Raw genomic sequence first — 12,819 nt, forward strand, 5'->3', positions numbered from 1 at the left:
AGAAAGACCATGCGCTACGAAAAGGGCCGAAAAGACGCGTCACGCAGCCGGATCATGGAGGTCGCCGCCGAACGTTTTCGATCTGACGGCATCGCGGCGTCCGGGCTGGCAACCATCATGAGCGACGCCGGGCTGACGAACGGCGCCTTCTATCCGCACTTCCAGTCGAAGGCGGAGCTCGTCCGTGAAAGCGTGGCGGCGGCCTTGGACGCGCAGTCGCATGAAGTGCAGGAAGCATTGGCCGCCGGCGGTCCGGAAATGGCCATAGAGACGTATCTATCGGCCGAGCACCGGGACAATCCTGGAAAGGGTTGCGCTTCGGCCGCGTTGTTGCCGGAAATCGCGCGGCAGCCGCCTGAAACGCGAGCCCTCTATGCCGAGCGCGCTCAATCCCTGGTGCGCCAGATAGCTGAAGCTCTGCCGCAGACGAACGATCCCGAGGGCGCTGCGTTGGGCATGTTTGCAACGCTCATCGGCGCGCTTCAACTCGCCCGCGCCGTGGAAGGAACGGAATTATCGGATCGTATCCTAGCGGCGGGAGCAGCTGCCGCAAAGGCGCTGATCCGGCCGGTTCAAGACGAGGTGGCCTCCTGAGGGCAGCCCGGACTATTCGGCCGGCTCGAATCTGCCTTGCACCAAGACTGTCTCCACCGGCCCAAGCGGATTGATGATCCGGCTCTCCAGGACTTCGATAAGTTTGCGTCCAACACCCGCCATATCCACGGAATGAACTCCGATCTTTGCCGGCAGGAAGCGTGCCAGCCGCGTGCTGTCACGGGTGACAATGTGAACGTCGCGGCCTGGTGTGAGACCCCGCTTGCCGAGAGCGTGCAACGCTCCCAGAAGGCCCAGTTCGTTGGCGCACGCCAAGCCCGTTGGCGGATCTGATGACGCCAGCAAGCGATCGAACCAGCCTGCGCTCGATTCCATGGTGAACATGCCATGACCGATCAACGATTGGTCGATCGGAATACCAGCCTCGGCCATTGCCCTTCCATACCCGGAAAGACGCACGGCACTCGCCTGGTCCTCCGGAACGAGAAGTTGCAGCGCAATGCGTCGACAGCCCTTATCCATGAGCCGCCGGGTCGCCTCATAGGCAATCTGTTCATTGTCGACATCGACGTAAGGATACGCGATATCCAGGTCGGTTCTTCCAAACGCGACGAACGGCATGCGTTTATCCAGCAGCAGCTTGACGCGCGGATCAGCCGACACCAGGCGCGTGATGACCAGGCCGTCTGCGCTGTGCGCCTGAAGCTGCCGCTGCACACTCTCAACGGGATCGTCGTCGGGAGTGGTGGAATAGATGGACAGACTATAACCGGCTTGCCGCGCCGCCAGCGTCATGCCTTCGATTAAAGGAAGCTTTAATAGATCGGACAGATGGTCTCGTGTTTCCATCGGGAGTACTGCCGTCAGCGTCTGCGTTCGACCGGTTTTGAGCGCGCGACCATGATGATTTGGTAGATAGCCGACCCGCTTGGCCGCCTCCTTGACGCGGGCTATGGTCGAGGGCTGCACCTCCGGCCCATCCTTCAGAGCGCGGGAAACCGTGGTCACCGAGAGGGAAAGTTCCGCGGCGATCTGCTTTAGATTGGCCATTGTTCGCCCGACTTCATTTGCGAAAGCGCCGGCTGATTTGCTGACCGCCATAACGTTACCGAATTCGACATCCCGGTCAATCGAAACTCCCGCAGGAAGCAGCTTGACTCCAGTGCATTGAGATGCAATCGTAACGTTACGATTACAAAATAATGGCTCTTTTGAGCGATGTTTGATAAAGTTGGGGAGGAGAACCTATGTCCTGGCTACGCATTTCCTTAACAGCATTCGCAATCTCGGCTGCCCTGCCCGTTCATGCGCAGACGGTCACCATCACGACCGCAGGTGGCGATTATGGTAACGCCATGAAGGAGGCCATGTGGGGCCCGGCTGCAAAAGAGCTTGGCTATGACGTCCGCGAGGAGACCCTAAGCGACGGCCTGGCCGCCTTGAAGATGCAGGTCACCTCGGGTGCGGTCACGACCGACGTCATTCACCTGGGCTCACCGGAAGGTGCCCAGGCGGCCGCACAATCGCTGCTGGAGCCACTCGACTACAAGATCATCGATCCGAAATCCGTGCCGGAGGGTGCAAAGTCCGACTACTGCTATCCGTTTGACTCCTATGGCACCGTCATGTCGTGGAACACCAAGACCTATGGCGAGAACCCGCCGAAGACGTGGGCGGAATTCTGGGATGTTGCCAAATTTTCTGGCCGTCGCGCGTTGCGCGCCAATGCGCAAGACTCGATCGAGATCGCGCTGCTCTCCGATGGCGTGGCACCGGCGGACGTCTATTCCGTGCTCAGCACCCCGGAAGGGCTAGAGCGCGCCATCAAGCGGCTTGAAGCGATCAAACCAGATGTCGCCGTGTGGTGGACCTCGGGCGCCCAGTCCGCGCAGTTGCTGAAAGACGGTGAGGCGGATTTGGTCATTACCTGGAACGGACGCGCCCAAACCGTGAAAGCAGATGGCGGCGCGGCTGACTACACGTTCAAGGGTTCGGTCATCGGCACGGACTGTCTTGGGGTGCCGAAGGGAGCGCCGAACAAGGAAGCCGCGATGAAGCTCATCGCAGCGATGACGCAGCCCGCGCGGGTTGCCAAGCTGACCGATTTCATTGCCTACGGCCCAGTCAATCCTGCGGCATATGAGGGTGGCCTTATTCCCGAGGACCGTCTGAAGACCCTTGCGACCGCGCCTGAAAATGCTGGCACTTCGGTGTTTTCCAATTCAGAATGGTGGGTCAAGAATGGCGAGGCTGCCCAAAGAGCCTTCGATGAAATGATGGCTCGCTGACTCTCAGCTCTGACGCATGTCGCGCAAAAATGTGCAGCGCGACAACGACATGCATGAAAACAAGAAACCTAAAGCGCGTCGCGTGAAGCCAGTCGAACGCGACGCGCTTTAAGGCTGGAGCACATGATGAAGTCGCTCGCGATCACCGTCGAAAGCGTGCACAAGGCTTATGGGTCCTACGTCGCACTGGATGATGTTTCGCTCGACATTCAGGCTGGCGAATTCCTCACGCTGCTAGGGCCATCGGGATCGGGCAAGACCACGTTACTCATGGCTCTGGCTGGTTTTGTCCGGCCGGATTCCGGTAAACTTTTCTTGGGCGATCGAGACATCACCCGCCTGCCGCCCAACAAACGAGACATCGGCATAGTATTCCAGAATTACGCCTTGTTTCCCCACATGAATGTCCTGGCGAACGTCGCGTATCCGCTGGTGCTGCGCAAGGTACCGAGAGCGGAGGCGCGTCAGCGGGCGCTTGATACCTTGGCCCGCGTGAAGCTGGATGGTCTGGCGGAGCGCAATATTGCCGCACTATCCGGCGGCCAACGTCAACGGGTGGCATTGGCGCGGGCTATCGTCTTCGAACCGCGCGTGATGTTGATGGACGAGCCGCTGTCGGCGCTCGACAAGAACCTGCGCGAGACCATGCAGTATGAGATCCGACGTCTGCATGATCATCTACGGATCACCACGATCTATGTAACCCACGACCAGCGCGAAGCGCTGATTATGTCTGACAGGATTGCGGTGATGAATTCTGGCCGCATCCAGCAGATAGATACGCCGCAGCGGATTTATGATCGTCCATCGACCCGCTTCGTCGCGGAGTTCATGGGCGAGGCCAACATTGTGGCCCCGGGCTCAGCGCGCAGAATCGACGGCGCCGAAGCATCACGCGAAACCCTGATGATCCGCGCCGAAAGCTTCCATCTTGATGCGAAGCTCGTCGGGGGAGACGGAGTGGCTCTCGAAGGAATACTGCGCGCCAAAGCGTTCCGCGGCGAGAACTGGCTTTTGACGCTGGCGCTTGACGGCGGGCAAGAGGTTCTTGTCTGCATTCCGGCAGCGCTGGCCGGCGGCTGCGCCGAGCTTGCCGCCGGTCAGCGGATGACCGCATATGCACCGGCAGCGAAGGTTCACGCGATACCGGGAGCGATGGCGTGATCGTCCTCCGGGACCCGGCGCTCGCGGCGGATGCGCGGCGCGAGCGGCGGTTTTTTCTTTCACTTTCGCTCCCGGCGCTGTTCATCGTTGGACTGGCGGCGATACTGCCCATCCTTTGGATCATCCGGCAATCCTTCCTGACCACCGCAGGTGAGTACACCGTCGGCAACTACCAGAAGGTCCTTTCGAGCGGACTGACGTGGTCGGCGCTCGTCACGACCCTCGAACTGTCCTTGGGTACGCTGGCGGGCTGCATTCTCCTCGGCACTCCTCTGGCGCTGGCGCTGGCCAGCGTCAGACCAAGGTTGGCCAACGTGCTCATGGCGTTCGTCATGCTGCCGCTGTGGACCTCTATTCTGGTGCGTACCTATGGTTGGCTCGTGCTCTTGCGGCGCGACGGCCTGATCAACGCGGCTTTGACCGGTTCAGGCCTGACGGCGGAGCCATTGCCGCTGGTCTACAACTTCACGGGAACGCTCATCGGCATGGTGCACTACATGCTGCCACTTTTTCTGCTGCCTGTTTATGCTGCGATGCGCGATATCGACCCAAATCTCATTCGCGCGGCTGCGAGCATGGGAGCCACTCTCAGGCAGGTCATCCGCACAGTCATTATGCCGCTTTCGGCGGGCGGCATCTTCTCGGGTTCGATCATCGTCCTCATCTACGCCATAGGTTTTTTCATCACGCCGGCGGTGCTTGGCGGCGGCAAGGTAAATCCGCTCTCTACCCGGATCGAGCGTACACTATCGACCTTTCAGGACTGGGGGTCGGCAAGCGTCCTGGGCATTCTGCTCCTCGTTCTTATGGCGCTGATCGGTGTGATGTTGCTGGCGGCACGCCGTCTGGTGGCCCAGAACACCGTGGAAGCCTCCCATGCTTGAAGCCTATCCGCAAAACAGGCTCGCCCGCATTTTGCTCTGGAGCTTTGCCGCTCTTGTCATGGCATTTCTGATGCTGCCGACGCTCGTGGTGGTGCCGCTTTCCTTTTCGGCGTCGAATCTCGTCGAGTTTCCGCCGCACGCCTACTCGTTGCGCTGGTACGAGAACTTCTTCGGCTCGGCAACGTGGATGGCCGCGCTGAGAACGAGTTTGGTCCTTGGGACGTTGACGGCGTTGATCGCGGTGCCTTTCGCGCTGCTCGCCTGCATTTCAATGAATCGGCTGGGCGGAAAAACCGCTGCGGCCATCCAGAGCGTCCTGCTGACCCCCTCGATCACCCCCGGTATCCTGCTTGCGATCGGTCTCTTCTTTGTGTTGGCCGCACAACATCTGATCGGAACGCTATTCGGTGTGCTGGTCGGGCATGTGGTGCTGGCCGTTCCGGTCGCCTGCATTGTGTTGCTACCCGCTCTCGCCCGCTTTGACTGGAACCAGGTTCAGGCGGCGCGCAGCCTCGGTGCAAACTGGGCCAGGTCCATTGGCGGAATCATCGTTCCGCAACTTCGGATCAGCTTGCTGTCAGCGACATTGATGGCGTTCCTGACTTCGCTCGACGAGTCTGTGATTTCGATCTTCATCGCAAGCGGTCGCAACAGCACGATGCCGAAGCTTATGTTCCTGTCGCTGCGCGATCAGATCGATCCGACCATTGCGGCGATCTCGACATTGTGGACCGTCATCGTCGTGGCCGTGGTCCTGATTGTGACCCTTCGCCAAAAATCCTGACCGAGACTGGAAACATGCCCACCAATCACCACGCGGCCGACGATCTGACGGATCATTCGACGGACATCCCTCAGGTAGGGTTGGCCATCATCACCGGATCGGCAAACTGGGGGCTTGCCTTCCCGGAAGATATCGAATTCGATGGTGTGCGCACCTTGCGGCGCGACATGAGTTTTGAAACACCTTTCGGTCGCACCGACAACTGGAAGCTGCTCGAGTTCGATGCGTCGATCACAGCCGAAGGGAGAGCAAAACGCGCGCTGTGCATGTATTCGCACGGCAATCCCCGCGACCGTATCGACCATTCCTGCCATCGCCGCGCGTTCTGGGTATTGATGCGGGCGGGTGTACGGCAAGTTCTCGCCTGCTCGACCGTAGGCGCCGTCAACAAGGCGATCCAGCCGGGCGACATGGTGGTGACTGCCGATATCATCGAACTGACGCAGACCCCGTTTTCACTGCTTCCTGACCGCCAGAGCTTTGACTGTTCGGGCAAGCAAATCGTGTGTCCAAGATGTGCGGCGGTTCTGGTCGAAACGGCCCGCCGTCATTGGCCAGCCGAATGCCGCGTTTATGGCATCGAACAGCAGTTGGTGGCTGCCCATTGTTATGGGCCGCGGCTGACAACGCCTGCCGAAGCCTTAGCGTATCGGGGCATGGGGGCGGATGTACTCAACCATTCCATCGCCCCTGAGGCGACCTTGTCGCGCGAGATCGGCGCGTGTTTCGTGCCTTGCGCGTTCGTGACGGCGGGCTTCAACGACTACATGGATCGCAATCGCCAGAAATTGCTGCAGGAGGACGTGCTGCCCAGTCTCTCCATGACAGCCTCGCGGGTCGCGCTGGAGACCGCCGCGCGACTTCCCGCTGATCCGGAATGCTCCTGTCACGGCTTGAAGTCGCCTCAGCCGAAAGAACGCTCCAGCCGGTTCTGAGACGACCTTGGTGCGCCGGATAGCTGAAGCTCTGCCACCGACCAACAATCCCGAGGGCGCTGCATTGGGCGTGTTTGCGACGTTCGAAATGTTGAGGGCGGCGTTTGAGGATTAGGGTCAAAACTCAATCAGACTGGCTGCCGCTAATGGCCCAGATGGGCGGAACTTGCCGTTTGAATTAGTCGGCGGGAATGAGCACAGAGCGCCATGAGCGGAAGCTTAGCAGGGGTCACGCCAGCGCCCAGTTAGCGCTACGAAGCAGACCTTCAGCCTGTGCCGGAAGCGAGGCCCGGCTTACCAAGTGGCATATCCAGGAAGCGCGTCCCCCTCCTCAGCTAGGCACCGTTTTCGGCTCTACGCTATGCCTGCGCGACGAGCCCCTTCCTTAATCGCAGCGAGGGCCAGAGGATTGGTGACGGGATAGGTTCGGATGAAGTTCTCGACGGTGAACCTTGGAAACTCGACGGCAATCCGCCTGGCGATCGACTGCGCCTGCGCCGACTCTTCGAGCAGCGCGTGGCACAGGGCACGGAACATCAGAGTGACGGGAATATCCGGCGGACTTTGGCACAGCGACGACAGACTGTCGGCATAGCGACCGGCGACGAACCGCGCCCGGGCGAGCTGCGCGTAGTACCAACTCGGAGCCTGCGGATTGAGGCGAAGCGCCCGTTCGGCGAGAGCACAGCCTTCTTCCGGATTTCCACACACGAGAGCTCGGCTTGAGGCGAGCATCGACAGCACATCGGCGTCATTGGGTGCCAGGGCCAGCGCCCGGTCGTATTCCTCTGCGGCCCCGCTGATATCGCCGTCAATGGCGCGGAGAGCGCCCATGTAAAGGCGCGTCATCGGATCGGTAGGGTCGAGCGCCAGAGCCTTTTCCACGCATTCTCGCCAGCGCTCGACCGAAGCGGCTGAATCTGGCGTGAAGGCATTGAAGGCATCGACCGCATGTGCCAATCCCAACGTCATCCAGGCCCGCGCGAAGCCGGGGTCGAGTTCCACGGCGCGGGACAGCATGCGTATGGCTTCTGCCCTCGCATCGGTCGTGAATCTGTCGTGCAGTTCCACCCCGAGTAGATAGCAGTCGTAAGCACCCAGGCTCGAGGGAGGCTTCCGCCGAGCCACCTCACGCCCGAGATTGGCGAGCTTGCCGAAAGTGCCTGCCAGGGCGTTGATAACGTTCTGTGTGATGCTGTCCTGCATGAGAAAAAAATCATCGGTCGACTCGTCGAACCGCGCCGACCAAAGGTTGGCTCCGGTCCGGGTGTCGACCAGCTGCACCGCGACGCGGACACGCTGTCCGATCGCCTGGAGGGTGCCTTCCAGCAGGTAATCGGCGTTCAGTTCCCGTCCAACCGAGCGTGTGTCGCTCGCCCGTCCCCGATAGGACTGCATGGTCTGGCGCGAAATGACCGCAAGGTCGGGATAGCGCGCTAGGTCGCCGATCATGTCGGCCGACAGGCCGTCTGCCAGCCGCGTCCAGCCGTCGTCGGCGCTCAGGTTTTCGAACGGCAAAACCGCAATTACCGGCGGCTTACTGTCGTCGCCGGAAGAAAGGCGTGGTTTGGCACCGACGATCTTGCCCGCAGTAGCGGGGTCGATCAAGACACGGTACACGCGAACCGGTTCGGCGATACTTTTCATTTTCTGCACGCCGAGTGAGGCAAAGCCGATCGGCACCTTTCCCCTCACATGGTCGCAGGCGGTGGCGGAAATCGCGATTCCTCCAGGTTCCGCCAGCCCTTGCAGCCGATCGGCGATGTTCACCGCGTCACCGTGGATGTCGTCACCCTCAACGATAACATCGCCCAGATTGATGCCGATGCGGAAATCAAGCCGCCGTTCTGGCTTCGTGAAAACGTTCACCTCCGCCTTCTGTTGCTGGATTTCGACCGCGCAGCGTAGGGCGTCGACCACACTGTGGAACTCGACCAACATCCCATCTCCCATGGTTTTCACCAGTCGACCATGGTGCGCAGCGATCCTTGGCTTGAATACTTCGTTCAGGTCGGTTCGGAAAAGCGCACGCGTACCCTCGTCGTCGATCTGGCTCAAGCGGCCATAGCCGACGACATCGGCAATCAGGACGGCTGCGAGATGACGTTCCATCCCCCAATCCTTCGCGGATTGTTACCCGCTTTCCAAGCTTACAGCAGGTCGCAGGTTGATGCCATTGCCGCCGCCCCTGAAAGACAGCTTTTCAGGTCTGTGTACTTTGCTGCATGAGAGCCCGAATGTCGGATAAGGGTCAACTTGCGTCGTCAGGGCTCTCGGCGTCAAAGGTCCAAGAGAGTTCGAAGTCGGTCGTTCAGAGTGATTGCGTTTTGACTCCAGTGCGCCGCGCGTCATTGGACGCGCAAAGGACGCTATAACACTTTGAATTTTGCATGACCCTTTCCGAACCGGAGGTCAGCGCAGCAAAACCATGCCGGTTTCCGGGGGGTCCCGCCCTAAGGCAGCCTGAACCGGTATTCGGTCACGTGATGGTAGATCTGCCCGGGCCACAGCGTGGCTTGCGGGAAATACGGCCGGTTCGGCGCATCCGGCCAGATTTGCGGCTCCAGGCAAAAGCCCGAAAAGGCCTTGTATTGACGCCCGCCCAGTCCAGGCGAGGACGGTGCCAGATACTGGCCGGTATAGAGCTGGACACCTGGCTCGGTGGTCCAGAGCTCCATCTCGACGCCGGAATTCGCGCCTTGCGCCCACGACGCCTGCTTCAGCGGCCCGCGCGTCGAGGCGAGGCAGAAATTCTGGTCATAGGGGAGCTGTTCGCCCTCGGTCTCCATGCGCAGCGGCCGCGCCTGGCGAAAGTCGAAGGGCGTGCCGTCGACCGGCTTTACCGTGCCTGTCGGAATGAGATCCGCGTCGACCGGCAGATAGGCGCCGGCATTCAGCATCAGCCGGTGATCGAGAATGTCGCCGGCGCCGCCGTCATCCAGGTTGAAATAGGAATGCTGGGTGAGGTTGCAGAGCGTCGGCTCCTCGCAGGTGGCGGTCAGTTCGACGCTGAGCGTGCCCGGGATCTTGAGCCGGTAGGTGCAGGTCACGTCGAGCGCGCCGGGAAAGCCCATCGTGCCGTCCGGGTCGTGCAGGGTCAGCGTGACAAAATCCCTGCCATGCAGCGAAACCGCCCAGGCCCGGCGCGAAAAACCTTGCGAACCGCCATGCAGCGTGTGCTTTTCGAGGAAATTGCGCTCAGTCTGATAGCGTTTGCCGGCAAGCGTGAAGCGGCCGTCGCGGATACGGTTGGCATAGCGCCCGACGACGGTGCCGAAGAAGGCGGTATCCGTCTCATAGTGCTCGAAACGATCATAGCCGAGCACCAGCGGCGCGTCGTGCCCGGCCAGACGCAGATCCTGGATGATCGCACCCAGCCCGATGATGTTGGCGGTGAGGCCGCCGCCACGGATGGTGAAGCGGCGGACGGCCTCGCCCGCCTGCGTCGTGCCGAAAACCTCGCCGTCCTTCATTGCCATGCTCGCAAGTTCATTGATCGATGCCAGCCTGGCCTTTCGAAGCGGCTCAGGGTCTTCTTCGGTATTACCGCATCAGGCTTCTAGAGACCAAGTCCGCCGATGCAGACATATTTGGTGTCGAGATAGTCCTCGATGCCCTGATGGCCGCCTTCCTTACCGAGGCCCGATTCCTTGACGCCGCCGAACGGCGCCTCAGGGGTGGTGATGAGCCCTTCATTGACGCCGACCATGCCGTATTTGAGCCCTTCCATGACCCGGAAGGCGCGGCCGAGATCGCCGGTGTAGAAGTAGCAGGCCAGCCCGAACTCGGTGTCGTTGGCGAGTGCCACGGCCTCTTCCTCGGTCTCGAACTTGAATACCGGCGCCACCGGGCCGAAGATTTCTTCCTTCATGAAGCGCATCTTCGGCGTCGCATTGGCGATCACCGTCGGCTGGAAGAACGAGCCGCCGAGCGCGTGGCGCTTGCCGCCGGCGACGACCTTGCCGCCCTTGGCGGTAGCGTCGGCAATCAGCTCCTCGACCTTCTCCACCGCCTTTTCGTCGATCAGCGGTCCCTGCTGGACGCCTTCCTCGAGGCCGGAACCGACCTTCAGCCCGTTGCTCGCAGCAGCCAGCTTTTCGACAAACCGGTCGTAGATGCCGGCCTGCACCAGGAAGCGGTTGGTGCAGACGCAGGTCTGGCCGGAATTGCGGTACTTGGCGGTGATGGCGCCGGCGACGGCCCGCTCGAGATCGGCGTCATCGAAGACGATGAACGGCGCGTTGCCGCCGAGCTCCATCGACACTTTCTTGACCGTCACCGACGACTTCTGGATCAGGATCTTGCCGACCTCCGTCGAGCCGGTGAAGGTGATCTTCTTGACCAGCGGGTTGGCGCAGATCTCGTCGCCGATCTCACCGGCGGCGCCGGTCAGGATATTGATTACGCCTTTAGGGAAGCCGACTTCCTCGGCAAGCGCGCCCCAGGCAAGGCCGGAATAAGGCGTCTGCGACGCCGGCTTGACCACGGCGGTACAGCCGGCGGCAAGCGCCGGGCCAAGCTTGCGGGCCAGCATCGAGGATGGGAAATTCCACGGTGTGATGGCGGCGATGACGCCGACCGGTTCCTTGGTCACCAGGATACGGCGGTCCGCCCAGGGCGACGGCACGACGTCGCCATAGGTGCGGCGGCCTTCTTCGGCGAACCACAATATGTAGGACGCGGCCGAGCCGATCTCGCCCTTCGATTCGAACAGCGACTTGCCCTGTTCGATGGTCAGCAGTTCGGCCAACACGTCCTGATTATCCATCATCGCGTCGTGCAGCTTGCGCAACAGCTTCGAGCGTTCGAGCGCGGTGGTCTTGCGCCATGTCTGGAAGGCCGCATCGGCGGCTTCGATGGCGCGGCGGGTCTCGGCCTTGCCCGACTTCGGCACCGTGCCTATCTTGAGGCCGGTGGCAGGATTGTTGACGTCGACCGTCTGGCCTGAATCGGCCTGCACCCATTCGCCATTGATGAGATTGGCCTGCCGCATGAAATGGCTGGTCTTCTGAAGCATGATCTCGCCTCCGTTCGGCACCTGGCGGGCCGGTCGCTGATTTCGTGAATGGACGTGCGCGATAGCATCGCTAGAGCCACTGCTCTTAGCCCAGGGCAAGCCCCGCAAGCAATCACAAGATGGCATATAGGGTTTGGGCCAGCCAAAGCGAGAGGCGATGCAGCCGGGTTCTTATCCAAAAACCGGGTTCTTATCCAAAAATATGGACGACCACTGTCAGCCAAAACGCAGTGGTCACGACCGCACAGGCGGTGGCGATGGTCATCTGGTTCGACGCCAGCGCCTGGCCGGTGTTGAACTGCACCGCGATGAGATAGGAATTGATGCCGGACGGCAACGCCGCAACCATGACCGCCACCTTGGCCGTCAATGGCGGCAGGCCGATCAGCCAGACCAGGCCGAGAACCAGCGCCGGCATCAGGAACAGTTTCAGCGCCGACAGCGCCATCGCCGGCCTTACATTGCCAGAAATGCCGAAACGGCGCAGGCTGAGACCCATGGCGAACAGCGCCACCGGGGCGGCCGTGCCGGCCAGCGCGTCGCTCAGCCGCGTCGCAAGCACCGGCAGCGGCGCACCGGTGAAGCGCCACGCCAGCCCGGCCAGTATGCCGATGATCAGCGGATTGATGAATACCCGCCTGAGAAAGCTCCTGACGACGCGGAGCGGATGCACAGGCTCGCTGCCGCCGCGGCCGAACATCTCGAAAAGGATGATCGAGGCCATCATCATCACCGGCAGGTGAATGGAAACGAGCAGTGACAGCACTTCGAACCCGGCCGGCCCGAACACGCCGATGATGAAGGGCGCGCCGAGGAGGACAACGTTGGAGTAGGACGACGACACGCCGCCGACGACGCCAGCGCGGGCGTCCCGCCCGAAGATGCGCGTAATGACCAGATGGCCGGCAGCCCAGGTAAGCGCCACTGCCGCGAAATAGGCGCCCCACAGCGACCACGGCGCCACGCCGTGGAAATCAGCCTTTACCATGGTCTGGAACAGTAAAAGCGGCATTGCCACGTTGATGGCGAATTCGGATACGCCCTCGCCGCTCGCCGGCTTCAAATAGCCGGTGAACCCGGCAAGATAGCCGAGCCCGACAAGACTGAAAACGAAGAGGACGGTTTCGGTAAGCGGAGACATTTTTCCCGTGATAGGCGAGGCTCGGCGGCGGCGCAATCGCCCTTCCCTCGC

The 12,819-nt window shown here is 61.2% G+C and carries 11 protein-coding genes; 6 read left to right on the forward strand and 5 right to left on the reverse strand.

Going from position 1 to position 12,819, the window contains the following annotated elements; genetic code table 11:
- The first annotated feature begins 9 nt into the window (after positions 1 to 9).
- Entirely contained in the window at positions 10 to 594 is a 585-nt protein-coding gene (locus tag NKH49_RS23985) for a TetR/AcrR family transcriptional regulator (RefSeq protein ID WP_352451959.1), read from the forward strand.
- A gap of 12 nt (positions 595 to 606) precedes the next feature.
- Here the strand turns inward: NKH49_RS23985 and NKH49_RS23990 are convergent, their stop codons facing one another.
- Complete coding sequence (locus NKH49_RS23990) at positions 607 to 1,656, reverse strand: LacI family DNA-binding transcriptional regulator (protein ID WP_352928188.1); 1,050 nt, start codon at positions 1,654 to 1,656, stop codon at positions 607 to 609.
- A 146-nt stretch (positions 1,657 to 1,802) separates the two neighbouring features.
- On the opposite strand from NKH49_RS23990, the gene NKH49_RS23995 reads away from it, so the two are divergent.
- The 5 genes from NKH49_RS23995 (at position 1,803) to NKH49_RS24015 (ending at position 6,610) form a co-directional block, all read left to right on the forward strand.
- On the forward strand, positions 1,803 to 2,843 hold the full coding sequence (locus tag NKH49_RS23995; RefSeq protein ID WP_023676450.1) for an ABC transporter substrate-binding protein: 1,041 nt from the start codon (positions 1,803 to 1,805) through the stop codon (positions 2,841 to 2,843).
- A 126-nt stretch (positions 2,844 to 2,969) separates the two neighbouring features.
- Positions 2,970 to 4,007: an ABC transporter ATP-binding protein gene (locus tag NKH49_RS24000; RefSeq protein WP_352501102.1), complete on the forward strand. Its 1,038-nt coding sequence runs from the start codon at positions 2,970 to 2,972 to the stop codon at positions 4,005 to 4,007.
- On the forward strand, positions 4,004 to 4,891 hold the full coding sequence (locus NKH49_RS24005) for an ABC transporter permease (protein ID WP_352500912.1): 888 nt from the start codon (positions 4,004 to 4,006) through the stop codon (positions 4,889 to 4,891). Before NKH49_RS24000 ends, NKH49_RS24005 begins: the two co-directional genes overlap by 4 nt.
- Entirely contained in the window at positions 4,884 to 5,675 is a 792-nt protein-coding gene (locus NKH49_RS24010; RefSeq protein ID WP_352928192.1) for an ABC transporter permease, read from the forward strand. Before NKH49_RS24005 ends, NKH49_RS24010 begins: the two co-directional genes overlap by 8 nt.
- A gap of 14 nt (positions 5,676 to 5,689) precedes the next feature.
- Positions 5,690 to 6,610, forward strand: a complete 921-nt coding sequence (locus NKH49_RS24015) for a phosphorylase family protein (protein ID WP_352500914.1) — start codon at positions 5,690 to 5,692, stop codon at positions 6,608 to 6,610.
- Between the two features lie 354 nt (positions 6,611 to 6,964).
- Here NKH49_RS24015 and NKH49_RS24020 read toward each other — a convergent pair whose 3' ends face one another.
- From NKH49_RS24020 to NKH49_RS24035, 4 genes are all read right to left on the reverse strand, one after another.
- Positions 6,965 to 8,722 carry an adenylate/guanylate cyclase domain-containing protein gene (locus NKH49_RS24020; protein WP_352928194.1) on the reverse strand — a complete coding sequence of 586 codons (1,758 nt, stop codon included), beginning with the start codon at positions 8,720 to 8,722 and terminating at the stop codon, positions 6,965 to 6,967.
- A 341-nt stretch (positions 8,723 to 9,063) separates the two neighbouring features.
- Positions 9,064 to 10,089, reverse strand: coding sequence for an aldose epimerase family protein (locus NKH49_RS24025; protein WP_254818213.1), 1,026 nt, complete (start codon positions 10,087 to 10,089; stop codon positions 9,064 to 9,066).
- Positions 10,090 to 10,169: 80 nt separating this feature from the next.
- A complete protein-coding gene (locus NKH49_RS24030; RefSeq protein WP_352539695.1) occupies positions 10,170 to 11,627 on the reverse strand; it encodes an NAD-dependent succinate-semialdehyde dehydrogenase in 1,458 nt (485 codons plus the stop codon).
- Positions 11,628 to 11,817: 190 nt separating this feature from the next.
- On the reverse strand, positions 11,818 to 12,768 hold the full coding sequence (locus NKH49_RS24035) for an AEC family transporter (protein ID WP_352928197.1): 951 nt from the start codon (positions 12,766 to 12,768) through the stop codon (positions 11,818 to 11,820).
- Positions 12,769 to 12,819 lie beyond the last annotated feature (51 nt).

The sequence above is a fragment of the Mesorhizobium sp. M1088 genome (assembly GCF_040318575.1).
Classification (GTDB): Bacteria; Pseudomonadota; Alphaproteobacteria; order Rhizobiales; family Rhizobiaceae; genus Mesorhizobium.

What these genes read in the sequence shown, in the direction of transcription:
- NKH49_RS23985 (WP_352451959.1), top strand. Translation starts at nt 10, where the DNA reads ATGCGCTACGAAAAGGGCCGAAAAGACGCGTCACGCAGCCGGATCATG.
- NKH49_RS23990 (WP_352928188.1), bottom strand. Translation starts at nt 1,656, where the DNA reads ATGGCGGTCAGCAAATCAGCCGGCGCTTTCGCAAATGAAGTCGGGCGA.
- NKH49_RS23995 (WP_023676450.1), top strand. Translation starts at nt 1,803, where the DNA reads ATGTCCTGGCTACGCATTTCCTTAACAGCATTCGCAATCTCGGCTGCC.
- NKH49_RS24000 (WP_352501102.1), top strand. Translation starts at nt 2,970, where the DNA reads ATGAAGTCGCTCGCGATCACCGTCGAAAGCGTGCACAAGGCTTATGGG.
- NKH49_RS24010 (WP_352928192.1), top strand. Translation starts at nt 4,884, where the DNA reads ATGCTTGAAGCCTATCCGCAAAACAGGCTCGCCCGCATTTTGCTCTGG.
- NKH49_RS24015 (WP_352500914.1), top strand. Translation starts at nt 5,690, where the DNA reads ATGCCCACCAATCACCACGCGGCCGACGATCTGACGGATCATTCGACG.
- NKH49_RS24020 (WP_352928194.1), bottom strand. Translation starts at nt 8,722, where the DNA reads ATGGAACGTCATCTCGCAGCCGTCCTGATTGCCGATGTCGTCGGCTAT.
- NKH49_RS24025 (WP_254818213.1), bottom strand. Translation starts at nt 10,089, where the DNA reads ATGGCAATGAAGGACGGCGAGGTTTTCGGCACGACGCAGGCGGGCGAG.
- NKH49_RS24030 (WP_352539695.1), bottom strand. Translation starts at nt 11,627, where the DNA reads ATGCTTCAGAAGACCAGCCATTTCATGCGGCAGGCCAATCTCATCAAT.
- NKH49_RS24035 (WP_352928197.1), bottom strand. Translation starts at nt 12,768, where the DNA reads ATGTCTCCGCTTACCGAAACCGTCCTCTTCGTTTTCAGTCTTGTCGGG.